24 protein-coding genes are annotated in these 26,786 nt (G+C 74.0%); 12 read left to right on the top strand and 12 right to left on the bottom strand.

Annotated elements, in window-relative coordinates:
• Window positions 1-3 precede the first annotated feature (3 nt).
• The 3 genes from ACFWZ2_RS35995 to ACFWZ2_RS35985 form a co-directional block, all read right to left on the bottom strand.
• Window positions 4-1,563 carry an alpha/beta hydrolase gene (locus ACFWZ2_RS35995; protein WP_384553052.1) on the bottom strand — a complete coding sequence of 520 codons (1,560 nt, stop codon included), beginning with the start codon at window positions 1,561-1,563 and terminating at the stop codon, window positions 4-6.
• A gap of 84 nt (window positions 1,564-1,647) precedes the next feature.
• A complete protein-coding gene (locus tag ACFWZ2_RS35990; RefSeq protein WP_384553050.1) occupies window positions 1,648-2,967 on the bottom strand; it encodes a sensor histidine kinase in 1,320 nt (439 codons plus the stop codon).
• A complete protein-coding gene (locus tag ACFWZ2_RS35985) occupies window positions 2,964-3,626 on the bottom strand; it encodes a response regulator transcription factor (protein ID WP_384553066.1) in 663 nt (220 codons plus the stop codon). Before ACFWZ2_RS35985 ends, ACFWZ2_RS35990 begins: the two co-directional genes overlap by 4 nt.
• 115 nt (window positions 3,627-3,741) lie before the next feature.
• On the opposite strand from ACFWZ2_RS35985, the gene ACFWZ2_RS35980 reads away from it, so the two are divergent.
• The 6 genes from ACFWZ2_RS35980 to ACFWZ2_RS35955 all read left to right on the top strand — a co-directional run bounded on the left by ACFWZ2_RS35980 (window position 3,742) and on the right by ACFWZ2_RS35955 (window position 11,214).
• The gene (locus tag ACFWZ2_RS35980; protein WP_384553048.1) at window positions 3,742-4,152 is read left to right on the top strand and encodes a hypothetical protein; all 411 of its coding nucleotides are present in this window, start codon (window positions 3,742-3,744) and stop codon (window positions 4,150-4,152) included.
• Entirely contained in the window at window positions 4,149-4,412 is a 264-nt protein-coding gene (locus tag ACFWZ2_RS35975; protein ID WP_384553046.1) for a hypothetical protein, read from the top strand. The genes ACFWZ2_RS35980 and ACFWZ2_RS35975 overlap by 4 nt, the downstream gene beginning before the upstream one ends.
• Window positions 4,413-4,473: 61 nt before the next feature.
• Complete coding sequence (locus tag ACFWZ2_RS35970) at window positions 4,474-4,632, top strand: hypothetical protein (RefSeq protein WP_384553044.1); 159 nt, start codon at window positions 4,474-4,476, stop codon at window positions 4,630-4,632.
• Window positions 4,633-4,643: 11 nt separating this feature from the next.
• On the top strand, window positions 4,644-6,482 hold the full coding sequence (locus ACFWZ2_RS35965) for an HSP90 family protein (RefSeq protein ID WP_384553042.1): 1,839 nt from the start codon (window positions 4,644-4,646) through the stop codon (window positions 6,480-6,482).
• On the top strand, window positions 6,479-9,538 hold the full coding sequence (locus tag ACFWZ2_RS35960; RefSeq protein ID WP_384553040.1) for a tetratricopeptide repeat protein: 3,060 nt from the start codon (window positions 6,479-6,481) through the stop codon (window positions 9,536-9,538). The genes ACFWZ2_RS35965 and ACFWZ2_RS35960 overlap by 4 nt, the downstream gene beginning before the upstream one ends.
• Window positions 9,535-11,214, top strand: a complete 1,680-nt coding sequence (locus ACFWZ2_RS35955) for a serine/threonine-protein kinase (protein ID WP_384553038.1) — start codon at window positions 9,535-9,537, stop codon at window positions 11,212-11,214. Before ACFWZ2_RS35960 ends, ACFWZ2_RS35955 begins: the two co-directional genes overlap by 4 nt.
• Here ACFWZ2_RS35955 and ACFWZ2_RS35950 read toward each other — a convergent pair.
• Complete coding sequence (locus ACFWZ2_RS35950; RefSeq protein ID WP_384553036.1) at window positions 11,196-14,204, bottom strand: AAA family ATPase; 3,009 nt, start codon at window positions 14,202-14,204, stop codon at window positions 11,196-11,198. The two genes, ACFWZ2_RS35955 and ACFWZ2_RS35950, sit on opposite strands and share 19 nt — an antisense overlap.
• 150 nt (window positions 14,205-14,354) lie before the next feature.
• Window positions 14,355-15,014 (bottom strand): GNAT family N-acetyltransferase, encoded by a 660-nt coding sequence (locus ACFWZ2_RS35945; protein ID WP_384553034.1) that lies wholly within the window; start codon window positions 15,012-15,014, stop codon window positions 14,355-14,357.
• 81 nt (window positions 15,015-15,095) lie between these two features.
• Between ACFWZ2_RS35945 and ACFWZ2_RS35940 the strand changes: the two genes are divergently transcribed.
• Complete coding sequence (locus ACFWZ2_RS35940) at window positions 15,096-15,308, top strand: EF-hand domain-containing protein (RefSeq protein WP_384553032.1); 213 nt, start codon at window positions 15,096-15,098, stop codon at window positions 15,306-15,308.
• 99 nt (window positions 15,309-15,407) lie between these two features.
• On the opposite strand, the gene ACFWZ2_RS35935 is transcribed toward ACFWZ2_RS35940, so the two are convergent.
• Together ACFWZ2_RS35935 and leuA are read right to left on the bottom strand one after the other, a co-directional pair.
• Window positions 15,408-16,220 (bottom strand): ABC transporter ATP-binding protein, encoded by an 813-nt coding sequence (locus ACFWZ2_RS35935; RefSeq protein ID WP_384553030.1) that lies wholly within the window; start codon window positions 16,218-16,220, stop codon window positions 15,408-15,410.
• The gene (gene leuA, locus ACFWZ2_RS35930; RefSeq protein ID WP_384553028.1) at window positions 16,217-17,971 is read right to left on the bottom strand and encodes a 2-isopropylmalate synthase; all 1,755 of its coding nucleotides are present in this window, start codon (window positions 17,969-17,971) and stop codon (window positions 16,217-16,219) included. The genes ACFWZ2_RS35935 and leuA overlap by 4 nt, the downstream gene beginning before the upstream one ends.
• A gap of 428 nt (window positions 17,972-18,399) precedes the next feature.
• Between leuA and ACFWZ2_RS35925 the strand changes: the two genes are divergently transcribed.
• Complete coding sequence (locus ACFWZ2_RS35925) at window positions 18,400-19,098, top strand: FadR/GntR family transcriptional regulator (RefSeq protein ID WP_384553026.1); 699 nt, start codon at window positions 18,400-18,402, stop codon at window positions 19,096-19,098.
• Window positions 19,099-19,140: 42 nt separating this feature from the next.
• On the opposite strand, the gene ACFWZ2_RS35920 is transcribed toward ACFWZ2_RS35925, so the two are convergent.
• Window positions 19,141-19,800: a MerR family transcriptional regulator gene (locus ACFWZ2_RS35920; RefSeq protein WP_384553023.1), complete on the bottom strand. Its 660-nt coding sequence runs from the start codon at window positions 19,798-19,800 to the stop codon at window positions 19,141-19,143.
• Window positions 19,801-19,949: 149 nt separating this feature from the next.
• Here ACFWZ2_RS35920 and ACFWZ2_RS35915 point away from each other — a divergent pair, with 149 nt between their 5' ends.
• Both ACFWZ2_RS35915 and ACFWZ2_RS35910 read left to right on the top strand, forming a co-directional pair.
• Window positions 19,950-20,921, top strand: a complete 972-nt coding sequence (locus tag ACFWZ2_RS35915; RefSeq protein ID WP_384553021.1) for a hypothetical protein — start codon at window positions 19,950-19,952, stop codon at window positions 20,919-20,921.
• Window positions 20,918-21,382 (top strand): ABA4-like family protein, encoded by a 465-nt coding sequence (locus ACFWZ2_RS35910; protein WP_384553019.1) that lies wholly within the window; start codon window positions 20,918-20,920, stop codon window positions 21,380-21,382. The genes ACFWZ2_RS35915 and ACFWZ2_RS35910 overlap by 4 nt, the downstream gene beginning before the upstream one ends.
• Here ACFWZ2_RS35910 and ACFWZ2_RS35905 read toward each other — a convergent pair.
• A complete protein-coding gene (locus ACFWZ2_RS35905; protein ID WP_384553017.1) occupies window positions 21,324-22,289 on the bottom strand; it encodes an AraC family transcriptional regulator in 966 nt (321 codons plus the stop codon). The genes ACFWZ2_RS35910 and ACFWZ2_RS35905 overlap by 59 nt on opposite strands.
• 103 nt (window positions 22,290-22,392) lie before the next feature.
• Between ACFWZ2_RS35905 and ACFWZ2_RS35900 the strand changes: the two genes are divergently transcribed.
• A complete protein-coding gene (locus ACFWZ2_RS35900) occupies window positions 22,393-23,397 on the top strand; it encodes a zinc-dependent alcohol dehydrogenase family protein (RefSeq protein WP_384553016.1) in 1,005 nt (334 codons plus the stop codon).
• A 77-nt stretch (window positions 23,398-23,474) separates the two neighbouring features.
• A complete protein-coding gene (locus tag ACFWZ2_RS35895) occupies window positions 23,475-24,134 on the top strand; it encodes an NADPH-dependent F420 reductase (RefSeq protein ID WP_384553014.1) in 660 nt (219 codons plus the stop codon).
• A gap of 13 nt (window positions 24,135-24,147) precedes the next feature.
• Here ACFWZ2_RS35895 and ACFWZ2_RS35890 read toward each other — a convergent pair whose 3' ends face one another.
• The 3 genes from ACFWZ2_RS35890 to ACFWZ2_RS35880 form a co-directional block, all read right to left on the bottom strand.
• Window positions 24,148-24,702 carry a glycoside hydrolase family 25 protein gene (locus tag ACFWZ2_RS35890; protein ID WP_384553012.1) on the bottom strand — a complete coding sequence of 185 codons (555 nt, stop codon included), beginning with the start codon at window positions 24,700-24,702 and terminating at the stop codon, window positions 24,148-24,150.
• Window positions 24,703-24,780: 78 nt separating this feature from the next.
• Window positions 24,781-25,983, bottom strand: coding sequence for a YncE family protein (locus tag ACFWZ2_RS35885; protein WP_384553011.1), 1,203 nt, complete (start codon window positions 25,981-25,983; stop codon window positions 24,781-24,783).
• Window positions 25,983-26,762 (bottom strand): polysaccharide deacetylase family protein, encoded by a 780-nt coding sequence (locus ACFWZ2_RS35880; protein WP_384553009.1) that lies wholly within the window; start codon window positions 26,760-26,762, stop codon window positions 25,983-25,985. The genes ACFWZ2_RS35885 and ACFWZ2_RS35880 overlap by 1 nt, the downstream gene beginning before the upstream one ends.
• Window positions 26,763-26,786: the final 24 nt, after the last annotated feature.

Genomic DNA, 26,786 nt, shown 5'->3' with positions numbered 1-26,786 from the left:
TGGCTAGCACGTCGTGTCGGGGCGGACCGGCTTCCCGGCGATGAGGTAGTCGTCGACGGCCTTCGTGACACAGGAGTTGCTGCGGCCGTACGCCGTGTGACCCACGCCCTCGTACGTCAGAAGCATGCCGCCGGGGAACTGTTCGGCCAGGCTCTCCGCCTCCTCGTACGGCGTGGCGGGATCGCCCGTGGTGCCCACCACCAGGACCGGCGGGACGCCCTTGGCGCTGACGCGGTGCGGGCGCTCGGTGCCCGCGGGCCAGTCCGCGCAGGTCAGTTCGTCGACGACGCTCGACGTGCCGTACACGCCCGCGGCCTTCCCTGCGGGGCCGAGCGCGTCCCAGTAGGGTCCCGCGGTGCGCGGGTGGGGGGTGTCGAGGCAGCTGACGGCGATGATGGCCTCGTCGTCGTTCTCGGGGGCGGCGCCGCGGGCCTTCCTGCGGGACTCGGTGGACGGATCCTCGTCCTCCGCGAGCGCGGCGAGCTGCGTGGCGTCGCCGTCGGCGGCCTCGCCCAGCGCCTCGGAGAGGTCCTGCCAGTCGTCCTCGGGGGTGTACATCGCGGCCGTGACGACGTCGAGCAGTGTCCTGGCGTCGACGTCGTAGGCGTCCTCGTCGGCGACCGGCAGCGGCTCGCGCGCCGCCTCCTCGTACAACCCCTCGATCAGGTCGGATATCTCCCGCGGGGTCGCGCCGGGGCAGCCGTCGCCCACGATGTCGGCGCACTGCTCGGCGTAGTCGTCGACGGCCCTGCGGAAGCCGGTGCCCTGACTCATCGCGCGTTCCCGCCAGTTCAGGGAAGGGTCGACGGCGCCGTCCAGGACCAGCGCGCGGACGCGGTGCGGGAACTGTTCGGCGTACGAGGTGCCGAGGCTCGTCCCGTACGACCAGCCGAGGTAGGTCAGCTTCTCGTCGCCGAGGGCTGCGCGCAGGACGTCCAGGTCGCGGGCGGCGTCCGCCGTGCCGACCTGGCGCAGGATGCCGCCGCTGCCGCGCACGCACGCCGCGGCCTCGGCGCGCGCCCCGGCGAACGCGCGGGCGCGGTCCTTCGCGGTGGCGGGACTGATCGGTCCCGGTTCCCCGGACTCCGCGTCCTGCGCCGGCTCCTCGCACCGCACGGCGGGACGGCTGCCTCCCACGCCCCGCGGGTCGAAGGACACGATGTCGAAGCGGTCCCGCACGGCGCGGCTGAACGCCTCCCCCTCGTCCGACTTGAGGTCGCCGACGCCGGAGGCGCCGGGGCCGCCCGGGTTGTAGACCAGCGACCCGAGACGCGCGTCCGGGTCGGCCGTCGCCGCCTTCGCCACCGGCAGCGAGAACGTCCTGCCGTTCTCCGGATGGTCGTAGTCCCTGGGCACGGTGAGCCGCGCACACCGCAGCTCCCCGCAGTCGGTCCACTTCAACTTCTGCCCGTAGAACGACGTGAGCCCCGCCCGCCCCGCGGGGTCGTCCCCCCGCGCCTCGGTGCCGCCCGCGGTGCTGCAGCCACCGACGAGCGCGGCGGCGGCCAGGGCGGCCAGGGTCAGGGCGATGGGGCGACGGCGGTGCCGGACGGCGCGGTTCACGGAGGGGCTCCCAAGATCGGTTCAGGGAGCAGCATGCATGGGGCTGCCTGAGGATTTGATGAGGGGGTGGGGGAAGCGGCGCTGTCAGGCGTCGAGGGGCGAGTCGGACTCGGGGAGGCGCAGGTCGAAGCGGGCGCCGCCGCGCTCCCCCGGCCCCGCCGTGAGCGTGCCGCCGTGGGCGTGGGCCACCCAGGCCGCGATCGAGAGGCCGAGGCCGGTCGAGCCGGAGCCGCTGCGGAACCGTTCGAAGAGGGAGTCCGCGAGGGGGGCGGGCAGGCCGGGGCCCTCGTCCCGCACCGTCACGGTGCCGTGCCTCCCGACCGTGACCCGCACCCGCGCGGGCTCCCCGGGTGCGTGGCCGTGGCGGAGCGCGTTGCCGACGAGGTTGGCGACGGCCCTGCGCACGAGGTCGGGGTCGGCGACGACGACGCTCTCCTCGGTCCGCACCGTCACGTCGTGCCCCTCCGTGGGGGCGTCCGCGACGACGCCCTCCACCAGTTGGTCGAGCCGCAGCGGCTCCCGCGCGAGCGTCTCCACGCCGGACATCAGCCGGGCCCGGGTGAGCAGCCCGTCGACGAGACCGCCCATGCCGTCCGCCAGCCGCAGCGTGCGCCGCAGCACCTCGGTGCGGTCGGTCTCGCCGCGCAGCGCGGTCTCGGCGAGCGTGCGCAGCGAGGCCGCGGGGGTCCGCAGGTCGTGCGCGGCGTCGGCGAGGAACGCCTCCTGCTGGCGGAGCGCCGCGAGGGCGGGCCGCACCGCGCGCCCCGAAAGGAAGTGGCCGACGGCCGCCGAAAGGCAGACGAGCACCGCGCAGCCCCCGGCGACCAGCCAGGTGAAGCGGCGGTGATCGGCCTGCTGGTCCGCGGTCTCGGCGAGCGTGACGACGGCGCCCTGCGGCCCGTCGCCCGCGGCATCGTAGAAGGGGTCGGCGAGCACCCGGACCGGCCGCCCGTCCCGCGCGCGCCGGTCCAGGGCGACGGTGTCCTCGGCGCGTACGGCCCGGCCGGCCGCCGCCCGTACGCCCTCGGTCCCGAGGTCGATGCAGGGGCGGCGCGGCGCGTGGTCGACGGCGAGCGCGGAGTCCTCGCCGTGCCATCGGGGCGGCACGGAGAGCACGGTCAGGGGCGGGCATCCGGTGCCCATGGTGTCGGCCAGTTCGCGGGCGTCGAGCCGGCCGTCGTCGCCGGTCACCAGGAGGCCGATCGCCCAGCTGGTGTCCTGGCTCATGGACAGGTCGAGCTGCTGGCGCCAGCGCCGGTCGTCGCCGCGGACGGCGAACACGGCCATCACGATCAGGCCCACGGCGCTGGTCAGCGCGAACAGGGCGGTGATGCGGCGCCGCAGCCTGCGGACGCGGGCGGTGGGGGTGAGCGGACCGCGCCCGCGCCCCGGCTTCCGTGTCACGAGCCGTCCGCGGCGAGGCGGTAGCCGACCCCGCGCACCGTACGGATCAGCGGCGGGTCGCCGAGCTTGCGGCGTAGCTGGGAGACGAGCACCTCGAGGACGTTGGACTGCGGTTCCGCCATCTCGTCCCAGCAGCTCTCGATGAGGTCGGCGCGCGGCACCGCCTGGTCGGCGCGCGCCGCGAGGACTTCGAGTACGGCGAACTCCCTGCTGGTGAGGGTGAGGAGCAGCCCGCGCCTGCGGACCTGCCGCCGGGCGGTGTCGATCTCCAGGTCGCCGACGTGGTGCACGGGCGGGCGCACCAGCTGCGCCCTGCGGCACAGGCTGCGGACCCGGGCGACGAGTTCGGGCACGGCGAACGGCTTGACCAGATAGTCGTCACCGCCGCTCGTGAAGCCCTCGACCCGGTCGGCGACGGTGTCGCGTGCGGTGAGGAAGAGCACGGGGACGGCACGGCCCGCGCTCCGCAGCCGCGCCACATAGGCGGCGGCGTCCCCGCCGGGGAGCATCCGGTCGAAGACCGCGCAGTCGTACGCGGTGACGTACAGCGCCTCGTCGGCGGCGGGCAGGTCCGCGGTCTCGTCGACGGCGAGCCCGGCGGCCCGCAGCGCGGCGGCGACGGCGAACCGCAGATTGTCGTCGTCCTCGACCAGCAGCACTCGCACGGCGCCCACGATAGCGATCACCTGCACCTCATCGAGCACATCGGACCACTCCTTCCCCCAACTGGGCCGCGCCGAGGGATACTTGGCGCAGGAACGGCAGGGGGATCGGGTGGAGATCACGTTACGGCTCGCGGAGGGGAGCGCCGACGACGGCGCCCTCGCGTCCTTGCTCACCTGGCTGCGGACCGACGCGTCCGTGGCCCGGCACACCGAGTCGGTCGAGGGGTACGAGGCGCGGCGGCAGGGCGCGCTCGACGGCGCACTGGAGACGATCGGCGTCGTCGCCACGCATCTGGAGGCGCTGACCGCGATCGCCGTCTCCGTGGCGGCGTGGCTCCAGGGGCACCAGCGCGCGCAGCCCGTGCGGATGGCGCGGGAGGAGCGGATCGTCGTCATCACCGACGGCTCCGAGGAGTCCGTCGCCGCGGCGCTCCGCGTGCTGGACGGGGCGCCGGAGGACGCGTCGCCGGACGCCGCAGAGCCCTCGGGCCGTCCCCGGGGCGAAGCCGACGCGCCGTGACGGACCACCCGCGCACCGGCCCGCTCGGCCCCGGCTCCCGCGCGCTGCTCATCGGCACCCAGCGCTATGAACGCCTGGCCGACGTCGAACCGGCCTGGCACAACGTCGCGGGTCTGCGCGCCGCGCTCACCGACCCCGGCATCGGCGGCCTCGACCCCGCGGCCTGCCGGTCGGTGGCCGCCTCGGTGGACGCCTACCTGCTGGGTTCGACGACGCTGCCCGCGCCGGTGCGGCCCACCGACCGGCCGTTGATTGCGTAGGCAATTGCGTAGTTCTACGGATGCCCCGGGCCGGGGTGTTTGACAGGCTCGACGCGGATGTATGCGCATCCATCCGGAGCCCGGCCCCCTCCCGGGCTCCGGTCCCGCACCCTTCCCCGACCGAGGAACGCACATGGGCCTGCTCGACGGTGTCAGGAGCCTGTTCTCCTTCTCCCCCAAGGTGCTGGACGACAGCCCCTGGAACCGGCAGGCCCGGTAGGCGCCGAGCACATGTCGCACAGCTTCCAGGTCGACCTGCGCGGACTCGTCGACCTCCTCTCGCACCACCTGTACTCCAGCCCCAAGGTCTATCTGCGCGAACTCCTGCAGAACGGCGTGGACGCCGTCACCGCACGCCGCCTCGTCGAACCGGACGCGCCCGGCACCGTCCTGCTGCACCCCGGCGACGGCGAACTCCGCGTCGAGGACAGCGGCATCGGCCTGACCGAGGCCGAGGTGCACGGCCTCCTCGCGACCATCGGACGCAGCTCCAAGAGGGACGGCCTGGAGAGCGCGCGCTCGGAGTTCCTCGGGCAGTTCGGCATCGGGCTGCTCGCCTGCTTCGTCGTCGCCGAGGAGATCCGGGTCGTCAGCCGCTCGGCACGGGACCGCTCGGCGCCGCCCGTCGAATGGCGGGCCCGCGACGACGGCTCGTACACCGTCCGTACGCTGCCCCCGGCCGCCCGCACCGAACCCGGCACCACCGTCCGGCTCATCGCCCGCACCGGCTGCGAGGAGTGGCTGAGCGCCGAGCGGGTCACCCGGCTCGCCCGCCACTTCGGGTCGCTGCTCCCCCACGACGTGCGCGTCGGCGACGTCCCGGTCGCCGAGCGGCCCGCCGTGTGGGAACGCGCGTACACCGGACCCGACGCGCGCAGGGCCGCGCTCGCCGCGCACTGCCGGGACACGTTCGGCTTCGCGCCGCTGGACGCCATCGAGCTCGACGTGCCGCTCGCGGGCCTGCGCGGCGTCGCCTACGTCCTGCCCACCGCGGTCAGCCCGGCGCGGCGCGGCGCCCACCGCGTCCACCTCAAGGGCATGCTCCTGACCGAGCGGGCCGACGAACTCCTGCCGGACTGGGCGTTCTTCGTGCGCTGCGTCCTCGACTCGGACAGCCTGCGCCCCACCGCGTCCCGCGAGAACCTCTACGACGACGACACGCTCGCCGCGGTGCGCGAGGTGCTCGGCGAGCGGATCCGCGGCTGGCTCACCGAGCTCGCGGCCGGTGACAGGGAGCGGCTCACCCACTTCCTCTCCGTCCACCACCTGGGCGTGAAGTCCCTCGCGCGGCACGACCCCGGTCTGCTGCAAGTGATGCTGCCGTGGCTGCCGTTCGAGACGACCGACGGCACGATCTCGCTGGAGGAGTTCGCGCGCCGCCACCCCGTCGTGCACTTCACCCGCTCCGCCGAGGAGTTCCGCCAGGTCTCCGCGATCGCCGCGGCGCAGGGCATCGGCGTCGTCAACGGCGGCTACACGTACGACAGCGAACTCGTCGAGCTGCTGCCCACGGCCCGCCCCGGCAGCACGGTCGCCGAACTGGACACCGACACCGTCACCGCGCACCTGGACTCCGTCGACCCGGAGCGGGAACTGGCGCTCGCCCCGTTCCTCGCCGTCGCCCGCGCCGCACTCGACCCGCTCGGCTGCGACGTGGTCCTGCGCGCCTTCCAGCCCGTCACCGTGCCCGCCCTGCACCTGGACGACCGCGACGCCCGGCACGAACGGGACCGCGCCGAGGCCGCGGAGGCCGCCGACGGCCTGTGGGCGGGCATCCTCGGCTCGCTGCGCGGCGGCCGCCCGCGCGCCCGGCTCGTCCTCAACCATCTGAACCCGCTGGTGCACCGCATGGCCAAGGCGCCCGACGACCGGCTCGCCGCCACCGCCGTCGAAGCCCTGTACGGGCAGGCCCTGTTGATGTCCCGGCGGCCGCTGCGCCCCGCCGACTCCGCGCTGCTCAACCGCACCTTCCTCGGGCTGCTCGGCTGGGCGGTGCGCCCCCTGGACCGGCCCGAAGGCCTCGACCGGCCCGACGACCCGACCGAACGACCCGCCGGGGAGCCCCGATGACCGCCCGTCCGAGCCATGAGATCCGCGCCGACGTCTTCCGGCTCGACGACGAGCCGTACGGCAGCGCGCGCAACGCCCGCGCCGAGGCGCTCACCGACGAGGCGGCGGCCACCGGCGACCGGCCGCTCCTGGTGGAGGCGCTGACCTGCCTGGTCAACGCGTACTCGTTCAGCGCCGAGTGCAACAAGATGTTCGTGCCGTTCGCGCGCCTGCTACGCATGTACGACGAGGATCCCGCGGACTTCGACGAGGACGACGTCCACCAGCTGCACTGGATGTTCAAGTGGGTGGCGGGCGACGCGCGGCAGCAGCACGACGTGCCGCTCGCCTCCATCGAGGAGTGGCTGACCGAGATGCGCCGCCGCTACCGCGTCGCCGGATACTCCGAACGGGCCGTGCACGGCAGCGAGTTCATGCTCGCCAGGCACCTCGGCGACACCGCGCGCGCCGCCCGCGCGCACGCCGCGTGGACGGCGGCGGAACGCGACGAGATGTCCGACTGCCTGGCCTGCGAGTGTGCGCTCGACGGCCTCTGGCAGCTGGAGCGCGGCGACGACCACGCCGCCCTGAAGGGCTGGCGGCCCGTCCTCGACGGCACCCACGGCTGCAACCGCGAACCCCACGAGACCCTCGCCCGGTCCCTGCTCCCGCTGGTCCGCCTCGGCGAGCAGGACCGGGCGCGCGCCCACCATCTGCGCGGCTACCGCATGGTGCGCTCCGACGAGACGTTCGGCCCCGTCGCGGGCCTGCACATCGAGTTCTGCGCACGCACCGGCAACGAGCCGCGCGGCCTGGAGATCCTCGCCGAGCAGAGCGCCCGCTGGACCCAGCGGGGCGATCCACTGGCCCACCACGACTGGCTGGTCAGCACGGCCCTGCTGATGCGCCGCCTGGTCGAACTCGGCCACGCGGAACGCCCCGTACCGGGTCCGCCCGGCCGCGCGTGGACCGCGGCGGCGCTCCTCGACCACGCCCGGACCACCGCGCTCGGCCTCGCGGCCCGCTTCGACGCGCGCAACGCCACGACGTCGGTCTCCGACCGCGCCCGCCGCACCATGGCGGCGGAGCCGCTGTGCGGGGCGCTGCCGCTGGGGCTGCGGGCGGAGCCGCTGGGGTCTCGGGCGGAGCCGCTGGGGTCTCGGGCGGAGCCGCTGGGGTCGCGGGCGGATTCACCGGGAGCGCGGGCGGATTCGCCCGGGCCCCGCGCGGGCGATGAGCACCCCGTCCGCGCCGAGGACCCGGACGAACTCCTCGCCCTCGCCCGGGAGTTCACCCAGAACGCCCACCCCTGGGCAGGCACTGCCTGGCGGCGTGCCGCGGCCGCCCTCGACGCGCGCGGCACGCCGCTCGGCGACGCGGACCGCGCCGACGCCCTGGACGCCGCGGCGCTGGACCTCGACGGGGACCAAGTGGCCGACGGCGTGGGTCTGTTCGGCAAGGCAGCCGAGGCGCACGAGCGGGCCGGGCGGCCCGGCAGGGCGCTTGTCTCACGGGCGCGATCCCTGCTGTGCCGACCGGACGCCATGGCCGACCCCGACACCCCGGGACGGCTCGGCCAGCTCCGGGCGCGCGCCGAGGCCCTGCACGCCGAGGGCGGCGCCCGCACCGTCGACGTGGTCACGCTGGGGCTGCTGCACTGCCGGGTGCGGGCGGCACTGCTGCCCGGGGGCGGGGGCGCCGGAGACGGAGACGGAGACGGAGCGTACGCCGCAACCGCAGCGGCCGAAGTGGGCTCGCTCAACGACGAGTTGGACCGTCTCATCGACTTCGCGCGGCGGCACATCGACGAGCCCGCCGTCCTCACCCGGATCGCCGGGGCCACCGAACTGCTCGGCCTGCTCGCCGTCGCGGACGACACCGGTGCCGCCGTCGAGCTGTTCGGCAGAGCCGTCACCCGCCACCACGAGGCGGGCCGCCCCTGGCTCGCCACCAACGCCGAGATCCAGCTCGCAAGGACACTCCTGACCCGCGGCGAACACCAACAAGCAGCCACCGTCGTACGCGACGTCCTCGACGACCCGGAACGCGTGCGGCTGCTCGCGCCGCGCGACCGGGCACGGCTGTGCCTGACGCTCGCCCGCACCCTGACAGGACCCGAGGAAGGCCCCGAGGAAGGGGCGCTGCTGATCGACGCCGCGCACTTCGCCGATCTGGCGGGCGAGAGCGCGGGGCTCGGCGCCCTGGCCCGGCTGCGGCTCGGCGGGCACTACTGCGAGCGGGGCCGCCACCACGAGGCGGCGTCCGTCCTGGAGGCCGTGCTGCCCGATCTCGCGGCGGGGCACGACGAGAACGACGTGGTGCAGGCCCGCGTCTGGCTCGCGCACTCCTATGTGAGCACGGACGAACCCGCCCTGGCCGCCGAGCAGTTCGCGCTCGCCGCGGACACCGCGCGGCACTGGCCCGACCAGCACCACCACGCGGCCCTCACCCAGCAGGCCGCGGAGGCGCTCGGCCTCGCGGGCCTGGGCACCGAGTCCGTGCGGGCGTACGAGCGGGCCGCCGACCTGTGGCGCGGGCTCGGCGAGAGCGGGGCGGTGGTGCGCGCGCTGCGGGCCCGCGCCTGGGAGACGCTCGGCGCGGCGGGCCCCGACGCGGCCGAGGCCGTCATGACGCACGCGCTCGACACCTGCGACGAAGCGGCACGGACCACCCGGGACGGCGCCGAGCGCGCCGAGCTGCGCATCGAACTCGGGCGCACCCACATGCAGTTGGCCCAGCTGCAGCTGGAACGCACCGACGGACCGCCGTCCAGCGAGCAGGACACGCCCGGGCAGTACGCCGTGAACGTCGCGGCCTACGAACGGTCGCTGGTCTGCGCGGAGCGGGCCGCCGCGGCGTTCGATGCGTGCGGCGAGGCCGGGCACGGCGACCTCTTCCCCGCCCAGCTCTTCGCCGTACGCCTGGAGTGGGGCCTCGCCAGGACCGGAGCCGCGGCCGACCGGGCCCGCCGCCTCGCCACCCGGCTGCGCGGCCTGCCCGACGACCCCGACGGCTCGCTGGCCCAACTCATCGCCATGTGCGACGAGTTCACCGCACAGGGCGGCGACGGCGCATGAGCGCGGGCGACGCGGCGAAGCGCGTGATCGACGGCCGCTTCGAGCTGCTCGACCGGCTCGGCGGGGGCGGCATGGGCCTGGTGTGGCGCGCCCGCGACCTGGCGCTCGACCGCGAAGTGGCCGTCAAGGAGGTGCGCCCGCCGGACCCCTCGCTCGCCGAGTACGACCCGGAGGGCGCGCGCACGCTGCGGGCCAGGGTGCTGCGGGAGGCACGCGCCCTGGCCCGCGTCGACCACCCCAACGTGGTGACCATCCACCACATCGTCGACGGCGGCGACGGCACGTACCCCTGGATCGTCATGGAGCTGGTGACCGGCGGCTCCCTCCAGGACCGGCTCGGACGCGGCACGCTCGCACCGGAGGACGCCGCGGTCCTCGGCCGCGAGATCCTCGCCGCCCTGCGCGCCGCGCACGCCGCCGGCATCGAGCACCGTGACGTGAAGCCCGCCAACGTACTGCTCCGCCCGGACGGCCGCCCCGTCCTCACGGACTTCGGCATCGCCGCGATCCGCGAGTCCACCGCCCTGACCGCCACCGGCTCCGTCATCGGCTCCCCCGACTACATGGCCCCCGAACGCGTCAGCGGCCGCCCCGGCGGCCCCGCCGCGGACCTGTGGTCGCTCGGCATGCTCCTGTACGTCGCCGTCGAGGGCCACCATCCACTGCGCAGGGAAAGCACACTCGCGACCCTCGCGGCCGTCCTCAACGAGGGCGTACCGCCCCCGCGCCGCGCCGGTCCGCTGACCACGGCGCTGCGGCGCCTGCTCGTACGGGATCCGGCGCAGCGGGCCTCGGCCGAGGAGGTGGAGGGGATGCTGGCGAGGGTGTTGGCGGGGGTGGGGAACTCCGGTTCGGATACGAGGAGTTCGGGCCCGGGAAGTTCGGATACGGGGCCTACGGACACGAAGCCCGGCCCCAGTCGCCCCAGTCGCCCCAGTCGCCCCAGTCCAAGGATCGGCCCCGCCCCCACCTCCTTCCGGCTCGCGCCGCCCGCGCCGCGGCCGCTCGGGGACGCGGTGGCGCGGCGGCGGGTGCGGCGGGCGCGGGCCGCGACGGGGCTCGTGGCGCTCGGCGGGACCGCGCTCATCGGCGTACTGGTGTGGACGTTCCTGCCCGTTCCCGAGGACAGGGCCGGGGAGCCCGGTGGCCGGACCACGGCGCCCGCATCGGCTCCGGCGGCCGCGCCCGCGGACCGGAAGTCCGACGAACCGGCAACCCCGACCGACCTGTTGACGCCCGACGGGATCCGCACCGCGGTCAGGGAGCTGAAGCCGCTCATGGGCGGCGGCAAGGTCACCGGCTTCGTGGTGTACCCGGAGCACGTGAGCGCGCAGGCACTCGTGAAGGGCAGCACGAAGCGTTACGACCGGTTCGCCTACCGGGGCGGCGACGGTGCCACCCGGGACGGGGCGGGCGGCACCGTGATGTCCGGCACCGTGCCGGTGGACCTCGCGGGCTTCGACTGGGACGCGGTGCCCGCCCTGGTGCGCAGGGCGGACAAGGAACTCGGCATCAAGCACCCCACCGGCCGCTATCTCGTCGTGAACACCGCGTCGACGGTCTTCGAGAGCCAGCGGCCCGGCATGAGCGTCTATGTCTCCGACGACTACGGTTCCGCGTACCTGAAGGCCGACACGAAGGGCAAGGTGATCGCCGCCTACCCGCGCAGCGACTGAGACCGCCCACCGGCGGCGCGCGCCACCAGCGAGGCGAGGGCGGCACGCGAGGTCACACCGGTCTTCCGGTAGACCCGGGCGACGTGGCTCTCGACCGTGCGGGTACTGAGGCAGAGCCTCTCGGCGACGGCCTGATTGGTGAGCCCCTCGGCCACCAGCGCGGAAATCTCCCGCTCCCGCGGCGTCAGCCCGGCGAGCGTGAGGGACGGCGTCCCGCCTTGAACGGGGGGCGGGGTGCCCGGCGTCACCGGTGCGCCCGGTGCGGCGGCCGGGTCGACGCCCTGGTCCGGGAGGCCGCCGGGCAGGCCGAGAAGACCTGGGTGGCTCGTCCGGCCAGGAGGGACCAGGTGACCCTCCGGGCCCGTCAGGAGGCGTGCGCCGCCCTCCTCGGCGAGGTGGCGGCCGCGGCGCCACATGGCGGTGGCCCGGGGGGCGTCGCCGGTGGCGCGGATGAGGGGGGCGGCCAGGAGGAGGCTCTGTGCTTCGCGCAGGGCCGCTCCGGATCGCGCGCTCTCCCGTGCCGCGTCGGCGAACGCCCTTGCCGCCGTGTCGACGTGGCCGCGCCGGGCCGCGACGAGGCCGACGGCGCGGAGGGCGGCGCCCCGCTGGACGGGGAGACACAGCCGGTCGGCCTCTGCGAGGGCGCGTCCCGCCCAGTGTTCCGCGTCCGCGAGGTCACCGGTGGCGAGGGCCGAAGTGGCGAGGAGTTCGAGGAAGTTGGGGCGGACGGAGGGCTGGAGCCGGGTCAGGTCGCGGTCGCCGCCCGCGCGCAGGAGGACGTCCCGTACGCGGTACGGGTCGCCCGCGCCGAGGACGGCGTACGCGAGCAGGCAGCGGGAGAGCGTCGCCCACCAGCCCTCCACCGTGCCGACGGTGGCCGCGGCCTCCTCGGCGGCGGCGAGCACCTCGGGGTCGCCGGGCGGGCGGGCCTGCATGAGGATCATGGCGCGGACGGCCCTGCTGAAGCCGAGGAGTTCGGCGCCGCCCAGGCTCCGCGCGACCGCAACGGATTCGTCGGCGAGGGCGAGCGCCTCGGTGACGCGGCCGGTGATGAACCTGGCGTACGCGCCGCAGAGCAGGAGTTGGGAGAGCGCGAAGGGGCGGCCGGTGCGCCGGGCGATGTCGACGCCCCGGTCGACGTGGCGCGCTGCGGCGCCGCAGTCGTCGAGGAACACCTCGCTCCAGGCGAGCCGCACGAGGGACTCGCACTGCCCGGCGAGGTCGGCGTCGGTCAGTGCGTCGGTGAGTGCGGCCGCCGCGGCCGCGTGTTCGCGTGCGGTGGCGGTCTCGCCCTCGTACGCCTCCCCCATGGCGGCGAGCGTGAGGATCTCGGCCGTACCGGGTTCGTCGCCGCGCGCGCGGGCGTCGGCGAGGGTGCGGGCGAGTTCCTCGCGGACCTCGGGGAAGCGGGCGGCGAACAGGGCGCGGGCGGCCCATTCGACGACGAGCGCGGCGCGGGGGGCTCCCGTGGGTCCCGGGCGCCGGTCCAGTTCGCGGCGGAGCAGCGCGCCCGCCTCCGCGTAGCGGCCCAAGTGGCGTTCCATGAAGGCGCATTGGATGACGGCCGCGGTGCGCAGGCCATCGCTTTCATCGGCGCCGCCGCCGCCCTTCTCGGCGTGCGGGCCGTGGCGGTCGATCAGTCCGTGCAGCAGGTCCCTGCTCTCCTTGACCTCTCCGGTCATGCCGAGCGCGGTCGCCCTTCGCAGCGTCAACTCGCGGCGCATGCAGTGGTACTTGGGCGTCTCGGGCAGGAACCGCAGCACGGCCCCGAGGTGGCGGGCGGCGTCGGCGGGTGCAGTGGCCCCGGTCTGCGCGGCGGCTTCCGTCAGGACGGCGGCAGCGGCGGGGTCCCAGCGGGTGAGGGACTGTTCGATGTGGTGGGCGCGGTCGGCGAGCGGGGCGCCGGTCCTTGCGAGTTCGGCCGCGGCGGCGCGGTGCAGTTCCTGGCGGCGCCAGGGGTCGATGCCGGTGCGCAGCCGGTCCCACAGGAGCGGGTGACGGGGGGCGAGGCGGCGCCGGTCGGGGTCGGGGCGGAGCAGATCGCGGGCCACCAACAGGCGGAGCGTTTCGACGAGTTCGGTGCGCCCGGCGCCGGTGAGGGCGCCGATCGTGTCGGTGGCGGCGTGTTCGCCGAGGACGGCGGCGGCCTCGATGGCGGCGCGTTCGGGCGGGGTCAGTGCCGTGAGTTCGTCGGGCGGTATCGCGTGCCCGCCGTGCAGGAGGGCCAGGAAGTACAGGGGGTTGCCGTGGCTCGCCGCGTGCAGTGCGTCGGCGCGTTCGCGCGGCAGTGCGGGGGCGAGCCCGGCGGCGCACTCGGCCGGGCCGAGCGGGCCGAGGCGCAGGCGCAGCACGGCGCCGGTCTCCACGCCCCGGGTGAGGGCGGCGGTCAGGGCGGGCGGTGACTGGCGTGCGCGCCGGGCGACGGCGAGCAGGAAGGGGGCGGGGACGGGATGCCGTACGAGATGGTCGAGGAGTTCGACGGACGCGGCGTCCGACCAGTGCAGATCGTCGAGTACGACGACGAGCCCGGGCTCCGCGAGGGCGCCGAGCGCCGCGGCCGTGTCCCGGCACAGCCCGAACAGGTCCTCCCCGTCCGGGTCTTCCCCTCCCTGGCGCAACTGACCGCCCCGCACCGCGGCGGGCAGTTCCGCCAGGGAGGGGAAGGTCCGCGCGGACCGCGGGTCGAGTCCGGCGAAGGCGTCGGCGTACGGCCGGAACGGGCGGTGGCGGGTGCGCTCCCCGGCCCGGCCGCGCAGCACGGTCGCGCCCCGCGCCCTGGCCCGCGCGGCGAACTCGGTGAGCAGTCTGGTCTTGCCGATCCCCGCGTCCCCGACGACGTCCACGACGACGGGCGCCTCCGCGCGCTCCCCCGGTGCGGCGCCGCTCCCCGTCCCCACCTGTCCGAGCAGCGCGTCGAGCCGGTCGAGCTCTCCTGCCCTGCCCACGAACGGCGCCCGTTGGGCCGCCCCCGCCCCTTCGAAAATCTCCACCACGTTCCCCTCACGGCGGCACACGGCCCCCTCGGTCACGTTGTACCGCACCCGTCCCGCGCGCGAGGCGGGCCATGATCTCAGTTTGTGAACAAGAAGTGGTGGAAGGTCTCGGTTGGGGAACGAAGCCGCGGGGAGCGGCCGCCCGGCTCACCTCGCGAAGAGCAGCGCCTCCGCCCCCACCGGCCGGTACCCCGCCGCCTGGAAGACCCGCACGCTGCGCGCGTTGCCCGGCGCCTGCTGCGCCCAGACCAGGGATCCGTCCGGCACGAGCTGCCGCGCCGCGCCCGCAAGCGCACGGCCCAGCCCCCGGTGCCGTACGCCCTCCTCGACCTCGATCGACGTCTCCCAGCGCCCGGCGACACCCCGCCCGATGACCAGCACGCCGCCGCCGTCCGACGCCCAGACGCGCACGTCGTCGCGGCGCTTGCGGGCCCGGGCGACCCGGGGGTGGTCCGGGTCGTCGATCTCGCGCAGGCCGAGCGCGGGGTCGGGGGCGCCCGGCAGCGAAGGGGCGACGGTCAGCAGGTCGATGGTGTCCGTCGTGCGTCCCGTGCGGTCCATGAAGGCCCCGAGGAAGCGCGGGTTCAGGGTCGCGGCGAGGGGATCGCAGTCGAGCGCGGCGAGCGTGGACCGCACCCAGTGCGGGTCCTCGTCGGTGAAGACGACCGAGTGGGCGGTGAAGGCGATGACGCCCGCGTCACGGCGGCCGGGCTGCGGGACGACCGTCGTGGCGCCGTCCGGCGCGGGGAAGCGGCCACGGGCCGCCGCGTCGAGGATGCTCCCGAGCGTGACGGAAGTGCTGGCCATGGACGTACTCCTTGTAATCCGGTGCCGGAACGGCCGTTACCCTAACCCCCGTCAGTAGTGCACCAAGAAGGGGTGGATCCGGTGGCGGACATCGAGGAAGCGCGCAGGACGTTCGAGCGGTTCGACACGGACGGCGACGGCTTCATCACGGCGGCCGAGTGGAAGAGCGCCATGGCGCAGATGGGCGACTTCCACGTCACCGAGTCGGTGGCCGAGGCTGTGATCGGCACGAAGGACACCGACGCGGACAAGCGTCTCTCGTTCGACGAGTTCTGGGCGAGCCTGAACAAGTAGTCGGCACGCCGACCGCACGGAGGGGCCCCGCACACACGAGGTGCGGGGCCCCTCCGTCGTACGCGCACGGCATACGCGCGTCAGTGGGGCGTACGAGGGTCAGCGCGACGCCACCGGTGCGCCGCGCCGGGCCCGCACCGCCCACCGCCCGTCCCTGCGCTCCAGGTGCACGGGGTGGTCGAAGCACTTGCTGATCCGGTCGCTCGTGAGGACCTCGTCGACGGTGCCGGAGGCGAGCGCCCGCCCCTCGCGCAGCAGCAGCGCGTGCGTCGTCCCCGCGGGGAGTTCCTCCAGGTGGTGCGTGACCAGGACCGAGGCGAGCGCCGGGTGGGCCGCGCGCAGGGCGTCCAGGCTGTCGAGGAGGCGTTCGCGTCCCGCGAGGTCGAGTCCGGTGGCCGGTTCGTCGAGCAGGACCAGGCGGGGCCGCGGCATCAGGGAGCGGGCGATCAAGGTGCGGCCGCGCTCGCCCTGGGAGAGCGTGGGCCAGCGCGCGTCGCTGCGGTGCGCGAGACCGAGCAGGCCGATGAGCCGGTCGGCCCGCTCCCGCTGCTCGGGCGTGGGGCGCCAACGGGGCAGCGGCTCCACGCTGTTGGTGAGTCCGGTGAGCACGACGTCGCGGACCGGCAGCGCGGAACGCAGCGGATGCCGCGGGTTCACATGACCGACGTACGCCCGCAGGTCACGCAGGTCGACGCTGCCGAGGCGGCGCCCGAGCACCTCGACCGTGCCGTGCGTGGGGTGGCTGACGGCGCCGCAGAGGCTGAGCAGGGTCGACTTGCCCGCGCCGTTGGCGCCGAGCAGCGCCCAGTGCTCGCCGGGGCGGACGGTGAGGCTGACGTCCTCCAGGATGGGGCGGCCTGCGCGGACGACGGTGACGTCGGCGGCGTGCAGGACGGGGGCCGTGGCCGTCACCGGGTGCCCTCCGCACGGTTCACGGCGGCGAGGACGGCCTGCACGGACGCGGTGAGCACGGAGGTGTCCAGGCCCGCGCCCCAGCGGACGGTGTCGCCGACCCGGCAGCGCGCGTACGCGACGGCCTCGCTGGTGCCGCCCTCCCCGACGGCGTGCTCGGCGTAGTCGAGGATGTCGACGGCGATCCCGGCGGCGGCGAGGGCGTCGACGAAGGCGGACAGCGGTCCGTTGCCGAACCCCTCGAAGTCCCCCGTCCTGTCGTCCAGGCGGAGCGTGCACACGAACCGGTGGGCACCGTCCGGGGCACGGTCGGTGGTCCAGGCCTCCAGCGCCACACCGCCGTCCCGGCCGGGGGCGACGTACGTCGCGTGGAACAGCTCGTACAGCTCCTTCGCCGTGGCCTCCTGCCCGCTGTCGTCGGTGGCCTCCTGCACCACGCGCGAGAAGTCGGGCCGCAGGTCCTGCGGCAGGTCGATGCCGTGCCGGTCCTGGAGCAGATACGCCATTCCGCCCTTGCCCGACTGGGAGTTGACGCGGATGACCGCCTCGTAGGTGCGGCCGATGTCGGCCGGGTCGATCGGCAGATACGGCACCTCCCACGGCGCCTCGCTCTCCGGCACGCCCAACTCGGCGGCGCGGCGGGCATGCTGGGCGAAGCCCTTGCTGATGGCGTCCTGGTGGGTGCCGGAGAACGCGGTGTGCGCGAGATCGCCCGCGTAGGGGTGGCGGGGGTGCACGGGCAGCCGGTTGCAGTGCTCGACGACCTCGCGCACGGCGTCGATGTCCGAGAAGTCGACCATCGGGTCGACGCCTTGGGCGTACAGGTTGAGGGCGAGGGTCACCAGGTCCACGTTGCCCGTGCGCTCGCCGTTGCCGAACAGACAGCCCTCGACGCGCTGGGCCCCGGCGAGGACGGCGAGTTCGGCGCAGGCGACGCCGGTGCCGCGGTCGTTGTGGGGGTGGACGGAGAGGATGACGGAGTCGCGGCGGGCGAGATTGCGGTGCATGTACTCGATCTGGTCGGCGTACACGTTCGGCGTCGCGATCTCCACGGTCGCCGGCAGATTGTGCGTGACGGGCCGGTCGGGGCTCGCGTCCCACAGCTCGGTGAGCCCGTCGCAGACCTCTAGGACGTAGTCGGGCTCGGTGAGGTTGAAGGTCTCCGGCGCGAACTGGAACCGGATGTCGGCCCCCGGCCGCGCGTCCGCGAGCCGCGCCATGTGCGCGGCGGCCTCCTCCACCACCCCGTACACCTCGGCCCGCGACCGCCCGAGGACGACGTCGCGCCAGACGGGCGAGGTGGGGATGTACAGATGCACGACGGCACGCGGCAGCCCCTCGATCGACTCGAAGGTACGGTCGATCAACTCGCGCTTGGCGGGCGTGAACACGACAACGGTCACATCGTCGGGCAACGCGCCGCTGCCACTCGCGCTCAGCTCGGCGAGATGCCGCACGAACTCGAAGTCGGTCCTGCTCGCCGACGGATAACCGACCTCGATCTCCTTGAACCCCATCGCGACCAGCAGATCGAAGAAACGCCGCTTGCGGCCGGTGTCCATGGGCTCGGCCAGCGCCTGGTTCCCGTCCCGCAGATCGACGGGCACCCACAGCGGCGCCCGCTCGATCCGGGCACTCGGCCAACTCCGCTCCTGACCGGGGACGTTCACCCGGTCCTGGTAGGGGCGGTAGCGGTGGTGGGGCATGGGGCCGGGGCGCTGGGGATTCCAGTCGTACGTCAGGGTGCTCATCGGAAGCGGATCCTCGATCCTGGGCTCGCGGTCGGTGGCCGACCGGCAGCACGGCATCCCGCGGCGGGGTGCCGGTCGCTTCAGGCCCCGCCGCGGCAGCCGAGAAGAAGGAGCCCGCGGAAGATCATGGCGCTAGATTAGCCACACGTCTGCTCCTCAGACAAGTACTCCTCAGACAAGTGGGGGGTTGGGCGCCGGGGGTGGGCTTCGGCGCCGCGGGTGGGCTGCGGCATCTCGGGGCGGACTGCGGCCCTCTGCTCGTTAGACAAGCACCCCTCCGCCCCGCAGGCGAGCCGCACGCCGCCCCTCAGACAAGCACCCCTCCGCGCCCCCGGCGAGCCACTCTCCGCCCCCTCAGACAAGTGACCCTCCGCTCCTCAGACAACTACCCTTCAGACAACTTCCGCTCCACCCCGAAAAGGTCCCCCATGCCGCTCGGCTCCGTACGCCCCAGCCCCCTCGTAGAGCAGGCCACCGCCCGCCTGCGTGAGCAGATCACCGGCGGCCACTGGCCCGTCGGCACCAAGCTCCCCGGCGAGACGACCCTCGCCAAGGAGCTCGGCGTGGGCCGCTCCACCCTCCGCGAGGCGCTGCGCGCGCTCGCCGGTGCCGGGCTCGTGCGGGCGCGTCAGGGCGCGGGCGTCTTCGTCGTCGCGACCGAGCCGGTCGCGGACTGGCCCGCCCGGCTGCGGCGGGCGGCGGTCACCGATGTGTACGAGGTGCGGATGCTCGTCGAGGTGCAGGCCGCCGGGCTCGCGGCGCGGCGCCGTACCGACGAGGACATCGCGGCGATGCGGGCCGCGCTCGACGGGCGCAGGGCGGCGTCGGCGGCGGGGGACGCCGCGTTCGTCGACGCCGACATCGCGTTGCACGCGGCGGTCGTCGCGGCGGCGCACAACCCCGTGCTCACCGATCTGTTCGCGGAGTTCATGCCCGCGCTGCGGCAGGGCCTGATCGACCTGCTCGAACTCATCGACGTACGCACGGAGGAGGCGAACCACGGGGACGCCGCGCACGCGGACCTCGTGCGGGCCGTCGAGGCGAGGGACTCCGAGGAGGCGGCGCGGGTCGCCCAGGCCGAACTCCGGGCCACGCTCGGCCTGTTGACGTCCCAGCCCCGCGCCTGACGCCCCGCCCCGCCCCGCCCTCCTCGGGCGCTCCCGCCCCGCTCACCCCTCCCCCCGCGCCACCCCATCCACGCCCCTGTCGCCATACAGCCGCGCCGACGCGTCCACATGCGCGAGCCGCCGCATCGCGTTGAACACCGCCTCGCCCAGCACGGTGCCGATCACGACGCTCTCCACCAGGTCCTCGACCGAGGCGCGCCGGTTCACATAGCCGAGGTCGGCGCGGGCGACGAGTTCGGCGGCTTCGGCGTATTCGTCGAGCAGTTCCGTGAAGGCCCCGTGGCCGACCCGGCCCATCGCGGCCAGGGCCCGTGACAGGTCCTCGGCCGCGGGGTTCGACTCGTGCGTGCGCCAGCCGCGCCGCGCGATCAGCTCGTCGACGGCGCGCTGCGCCGCCTCCGCCTCCGCGTCGTCGTCGGGGGCGCCCTGGCCGCCGAGCCGGTCGGCGGCCGCGCCGAGCACCTTGTGCAGCGGGCGCCCCGGATCGTCGACCGCGCCGAGCACCTCCGCGATCGCCGCGACCTTGAGCCCTCCGACGTCGAGGAGTGCGCGGATCAGCCGCAGTCTGCGCTCGTGCGTCTCGTCGTAGTGCGCCTGGTTGGGGCTGCTCAACTCGCCCGGCGCGAGCAGCCCTTCGCGTACGTAGTACTTGATCGTCGGCACCGGCACACCGGTCCTGCGGCTCAACTCGCCAATACGCACAGCCTGCCCACTCTCCTCGCTCCCACCAGAGCGCTCCTTGCCAATGCCCCGCCCATCATAGATAGTTGCGCTATCGGATAGCGGATAGTGCCGCTACCTATTCAGCTGTCTACTCCCTCCCGCCCATCGCTCCCCTGAAAGGGATCCCCATGCCCTTATGGCGTTCCTGGCACCGCCCCCTGGTGCTGTTCTCCGCCTCGATGGCGGTCCTCGCCCTGATATCCGCCGTGGGACTCGTGGCCGACGACCGGGTCCTGGTCGGTGCGCGGATCTGGTTCAAACCGCTGAAGTTCTCGGTGTCGTTCGTCGCCTACAGCCTGTCGCTCGCCTGGATGCTGTCGCTGCTCGACCGCGGGCGGCGCGCGGGCTGGTGGGCGGGCACCGTCGTCATGGCGGCCAGTGTCGTCGAGATGGTGATCATCACCGGTCAGGTGGTGCGCGGCAGACGCAGCCACTTCAACCATCAGACCCCGTTCGACGAAGCCCTGTTCAACACCATGGCCGTCACCGTCGTCGTCCTCTGGCTCGGCACCCTCGCCATCGCGGTCCTGCTGCTGCGCGCCCGCATTCCCGACCGCGCGTCCGCCTGGACGATGCGCTGCGGCATCGCCATCGCGCTCGCCGGAGCCGCCGTCGGCTTCCTGATGACACAGCCCACGCCCGGCCAGCGCAGGGGCGAGTCCCCGATCGTCGGCGCGCACAGCGTGGGCGTGCCGGACGGCGGCCCCTCGATGCCGCTGACCGGCTGGTCGACGACGGGCGGCGATCTGCGGATCCCGCACTTCGTCGGCATGCACGCGCTGCAGCTGCTCCCGCTGCTGCTCATGGTCCTGATGACGCTCGCGCCCCGCTTCGCCCGGCTCGCCGACGCCCGTGTGCGGCTGCGGCTGGTCCTGGTGGCATCGGCGGCGTACGCGGCCTTCTTCCTCCTGGTCGCCTGGCAGGCGCTGCGCGGACAGCCGTTGATCCACCCGGACGGCGTGACGCTGACGGCCGCGGCCCTGATCGCCTGCGCGACGGCCACGGGAAGCTGCGCGGCACTGCGCACCCCCACCTCAACACCAGCCGGATCGCCGGGTGTTGAGACACCCGACGAGAACGAGAAGGAGCTCGTCCCATGACCGGATTCCTCTTCGACCTCTCCTTCTGGCTGGCCGCACCGGTCTGGCTGCTCATGATCCTCGCGCCGGGCCGGGCCCTCACGGACCGCGTCGCCACCTCGCCCCTGACCGTCGTGCCGGTCCTCGCCGTCTACATCGCGCTCGCGCTGCCCGTCCTGCCCGAACTCTGGTCCGCGGTCAGCAGCCCGGACATCGACGGATTCCGCGAACTCCTCGTCCTCGCGAACGGCGCGGGCGCGATCTGGGCCCAGGTCATCGCCTGGGACCTGCTGCTCGGGCAGTGGATGTACCGGGAGGCGCGCAGGCTCGGCGCGCACCCCCTGGTGATGGGCCCCCTGCTGGTCCTCACGATCCTGCTCTCGCCGTTCGGACTGCTGCTCTTCCTGGCGCTGCGGGCGGCCCTCACCCGGCGGCGCGCAGCTTCCGGTAGCGTCCCGGCGCCATCCCGAACTCCCGCTTGAACGCCTTGGCGAAGGCGAACTCCGAGGCGTATCCGGCCCGTTCGGCCACCGCGCGCAGCGGCGCGTCGTCGGCGCCGCGCAGCCAGCCCGCCGCCGTGGTCATCCGCCACCAGGTCAGATACGCGAGCGGCGGCGTCCCCACCGACGCCGTGAACCGGCGCGCGAACGGCGCCCGCGACAGGCTGGAGAGCGCGCCGAGCTCCCCCACGGTCCAGGGGTGCGCGGGGTCGCTGTGGATGGCGCGCAGCGCGGCCGCGACCGCCGGATCGGCGAGCGCGGCCGCCCAGCCGGTCAGATCGCCCGCGCTCCCGCGCGCCCGCAGCCACCAGGTGCGCAGGAACAGGAGCAGCAGCGTGTCGAGGAGCGCGGCGACGATCGTGTCGGAGCCGGGCCCCGGATCCTTCAACTCGGCGCCGAGCAGGCCGAGTACGGAGGCCAGCGAGGCGTTGCCCCCGTCGCCCCCCGACTCGCCGGGCAGGCCGGAGCCGCCGCGCAGGTGCACGAAGTCCGGCAGCTCCGAAAGGAGCGGGTGCGGTCGGTTCTCGTCGAGGAGGTACGCGCCGCAGATCATGACGGCCGACGGCGGCCCGTCGGCCGCACCGCGGGGCGCGGGCGGCGGCCAGGAGCCGTCGGGCCGCAGCGTGAACTCCCGCGCGGGCACGCCCGGTTCACTGACGAGTTCGTACGCGCCCCGGTGCGTGACGAACGCGACGTCGCCGGGGCCGAGCCGCACGGGCGCGGTGGCGCCGTCCACGGGGACCAGCCAGGCGGAGCCCTCCAGGACGGCATGGAATCCGGCATTCCCCTGCCCCGTGAAACGCATGCCCCACGGGGCGTGCTTCTCCGTCAGGGAGGAGTGCGGTCGCCCCGTCCGCATGGCCGCGATCGCGTCGCTCAGTACGTCCATGAAGGCACCGTAACCCGCCCGTTCGGGCGGCGAGACGAACGGACATGGCAGCGGGATCAACGGGCATGGTGAGGTGCCGTGCAGCCCGCCTAGCGTCTTGGACATGACGACGAACACTGCACGCACCGTCCTCTTCGACCGGCTCGGAGGCCCCGACGTCCTGCGCGTCGAAGAACTCCCGCTGCCCGCACCCGGCCCCGGCGAGGTCCTCGTCCGCGTCGAGGCGCTCGGCCTCAACCGCGCCGAGGCGCTCTTCCGCGCGGGGACCTACTACTACCAGCCCGCCCTGCCCGCCTCCCGGCTCGGCTACGAGGCGTCCGGCATCGTCGAGGCCGTCGGTGACGGCGTGGACACCCACGCCCCCGGCGACGCCGTCCTGACGGGCCCCGGCATCGAGATGAGCGCCCGGGGCGTCTACGCCGACCGCGTCGTCCTGCCCGCGGGCTCCGTACTGCCGCGCCCCGCCGGGCTCGACGCGGTGACCGGGGCGGCGACGTGGCTCGCGTACTCCACGGCGTACGGCGGAATGCTGGAGACCGGCGGTCTGCGGCCCGGCGACCACGTCGTGATCACGGCGGCGTCCAGCGGGGTCGGCATCGCCGCGCTGCAGACCGCACGGCGGATCGGCGCGGTCCCCATCGCGGTCACCCGCACCGGCGGGAAGCGGCAGGCGCTGCTCGACCACGGCGCGGCCCTCGTCGTCGCGTCGGACACGGAGGACGTCGTGAAGGAGGTCCACCGCTTCACCGGCGGGAAGGGCGCCGAGCTGATCTTCGACGCGGTCGGCGGCGCGGGGCTCGCGGAGCTCTCCCTGGCGGCGCGGCCCGCGGGGAAGGTCGTGGTGTACGGCTTCCTCGACCGGCGCCGGCCGATGCAGCTGCCGCTCAACTGGCCGCTCAGCGTGCATGGTTACGCCAACATGCAGCTGGCGGACGACCCGGAGGGGCTGCGCCGCGTCAACGCGTTCATCGAGTCGGGCATCCGCGACGGCACGTTCCGCCCCGCCGTCGCCGAGGTCTTCGACGGCCTCGACAGCATCGGGGACGCGCATCGGGCGCTGGAGGCGAACGAGCACGTGGGGAAGATCGTCGTGCGGCTCGCCCCGTGAGTCCGGGCGCGCCCGGAATATCCGACCCCTTCCGGAGGTTACCTCCGCTACGACAGTGAACCACCGGAAGGACAGCCATGAAGATCGGCATCATCGGCGCGGGCAACATCGGCGGCAACCTCACCCGTCGGCTCAGCGCCCTCGGTCACGAGGTCTCCGTGGCCAACTCCCGCGGCCCGCACACCCTCACCGCCCTCGCCGAGGAGACCGGGGCCACCCCCGTCCCCGTCGAGGAGGCCGCGCGCGGCGCACAGGTCGTCGTCGTGACCGTCCCGCTCAAGGCCGTGCCCGACCTGCCCGCGGGCTTCCTGGACGGCGCGGCCGACGACGTCGCCGTCCTCGACACCGGCAACTACTACCCGCAGCAGCGCGACGGGAAGATCTCCGAGATCGAGGAGGGCCTGACCGAGAGCCGCTGGACGGAACGCCAGATCGGCCACCCCGTCATCAAGGCGTTCAACGGCACGTACGCCCAGGACATCCTCGACAAGCCGCAGCCCAAGGGCACCCCCGGCCGCGTCGCCCTGCCGGTGTCCGGCGACGACGAGGCCGCCAAGAAGGTCGTACGCGACCTCATCGACGAGCTCGGTTTCGACACCGTCGACAACGGCGGCCAGGACGACTCGTGGCGCCAGCAGCCCGGAACTCCCGTGTACGGCAACACCGGTGGCGTCGACGAGATCCGCGCGGCCCTGGCGGCGGCGTCCCCGGAGCGCACGGCGGACTGGCGCGCCTGACGCCCCCGCACGGTCAGGGCGTCGCCCACTCCCGCAGCGCGTCCTCGCTGCTGAAGTCGGCGACGTCCTTGTCCAGCGGCGTCGACGTGTACTGGTGGATCTTCCACTTCGCCCTGATGCGGGGCTTGCCCGCGGTGACGTAGTCGGCGATCCACAGGCCGTCGCCCGCGTAGGACGTCGAGTCGTAGGTCAGCCAGAAATGCCGGTTGCAATACAGCATGACCCGATGGTTCGGACGCAGTCGCTTCACCTCGCGGATGAAGCTGTCCTTCTGCGCGTTGGACGCGTGCGTGCCCTCCCCCGTCTGCTCCCAGTCCACCGCCAGCAGGTCCCCCGCCTTCTCCGGCGCCTTGCTCACGAAGTACGCCGCCTGGGCCGTGATGTTGCCGGGCCACAGGAAGTGGTAGAAGCCGACGACGCAGCCGCCGTCGCGGGCCCGCTTGGTCTGGGCGGTCAGCTTGGGGTTGATGTACGAACGGCCTTCCGTCGCCTTGATGAAGACGAAGGAGAGGCCGTCCGTGCTGAATGTCGTCGACTGATGTGAGCTGACATCTATGCCACGGATCATGGGCGACCTCCGGGAGTGGCGGGGCGGCAGGTTCCTGAGCTGCCCTTTTGGTGCCCGGTGTCAGTGACTGTCAACCGTTCAACGGAAGATCCCCGTGTGGCCGAGGGAGTAGCGGCCCGGCTGCGGGTAGACCGCGAGGCCGTGCGGTCCTGAGCCGACCGGGATGCGGGCGAGCTGGACGCCGGTGCGGGTGTCGATGGCGTACACCTCGGAGTCGTAACGCCCGGACAGCCAGAGGGTGTTGCCGTCCGCGGAGACGCCGCCCATGTCGGGGCTGCCGCCCTGCGGGAGCTTCCACTTCTTGGTCAGCTTGTTCTTCGGGAAGTCGAAGACGGAGATGGTGCCCTCGCCGCGGTTGGAGATGTACATCTCCTTGGAGTCGCGGCTGACGTACAGGCCGTGGCAGCCCTTGCCGGTGGGCAGCAGTTTCGGGGTGGTGAACTTCTTGCCGTCCAGGACCCACATGCCGTGCGCCATCATGTCGGCGATGTAGAAGGTCTTGCCGTCGGGGGACATCTTCACGTCCTGCGGCATGGCGCCCTCGAAGGGGATCTTCTGCTGGCCGACGATCTCCATCTTCTCCGTGTCGACCTTGAGGAGTTCGCCGGAGAACTCGCAGGAGACGATGAAGTAGCGCCCGTCCATGGAGAAGTCGGCGTGGTTGACGCCCGCGCAGGTGACGGGGACGGTCTTGACGCGGTTCATGGTCTTCGGGTCGCGGAAGACCAGTTCGCGGTCCATGGAGGCCATCACGACGGCATGCTTGCCGTTGGGCGTGAAGTAGAGGTTGTAGGGGTCGGAGACCTCGACGGTGCGGCCGGTCTTGCCGGTCGCGGGGTCGATGGCGGTGAGGCTGTCGCCGAGGTCGTTGTTGACCCAGAGCGTCTTCATGTCCCAGGAGGGGACGACGTGCTGGGGCTGGTTGCCGACCGGGATGGTCTCGATGACCTCGTACGTCTTGGGGTCGATGACGGACACCGTGTTGGAGTTGGTGTTGGGGACGTAGACGCGCGGCAGGAACTTCTTGACCTCGGGCTGCAGGGCGTTCGGCCGGTCCGCCGCGTAGGCGTCCTCGGGGTCGAGGACCGGCGGCATGCCGGGCAGTCCCGGTGCCGTCTTCGGCTTGGCGGGCTTGCGGATGCCCGCGGTGCCGAGTGCTTCGTCGGCGCGTTTGTCGCTGCCGCAGCCGGCCAGGACGGCGAGGGCCGCACCGGCGGCGAGCACGGCGGCGGTGCGCCTGGTCAGGTTGAGTCTCTGGGGCAGGTTCAGGTTCCTGGGCATCAGGTGAGGAGCTCCGTGGTCGTGACCGCGCGCAGGCCGCGGCGTTCCAGTTCGTGCAGGACGGCGGGGAGCGCGGCGACCGTGTCCGCGTACCCGAAGTGCAGGCTCACCACGGATCCCGGGCGGATCTCGGCGGCGATCCTGCGGGTGACCGCCGGGGCGCCCGGCGAGGTGAAGTCGAGGGAGTCGACGTCGTACGAGAGGACGTGCGGGTAGCCCGCGCGGCGGGCGAGCCGTTCGACGAGGGGGCTCGCGGTCCGGGTGCGCGAGGGGCGGAACCAGGTGCCGATGGAGCCGGTGAGGCGGCGCAGGCGGTCGGCGCAGCCGGTGATCTCGGCGTCTGCGTCGGCCTCGGACATGTCGTTGACGTCGAGGTGGTGGTGGGTGTGGTTGCCGAGGTCGTGGCCGCCGTCGAGGATGCGGCGGGCCAGTTCGGGGTGTGCGTCGAGCCAGCTGCCGACGGCGAGGACGGTGACCTTGGCGCCGGCCTGTTCGGCCTGGGCGAGCAGGGTCTTGGCGATGGCGGGGTCGCCCTGGCCGTGGAAGGTGAGTGCGACCCGGTGTCCGGTGCGGGGGCCGTGGGTGATCTGGGCGGGCAGGCCGGGGAAGCGGCGGGGCGCGGGGGCGGCGGCCGGGGCGGGGCGGGGGTTCTTGGTTGCGGGAGGGCGGGCGTGCGCGGCGGGGGCGGGGCCGGTCGTGGCGCACCCGGTGGTGAGCGCGCCCGCGACGAGCAGTCCGGCGCCCGCGCGCAGGGCGGCGCGGCGGTCGGTCTCGTTCACGCGACCATTTAATGGGGAAAAACG

Source organism: Streptomyces sp. NPDC059002, assembly GCF_042740435.1.
GTDB lineage: Bacteria > Actinomycetota > Actinomycetes > Streptomycetales > Streptomycetaceae > Streptomyces.
This window is presented reverse-complemented; position numbering and strand designations above follow the sequence as displayed.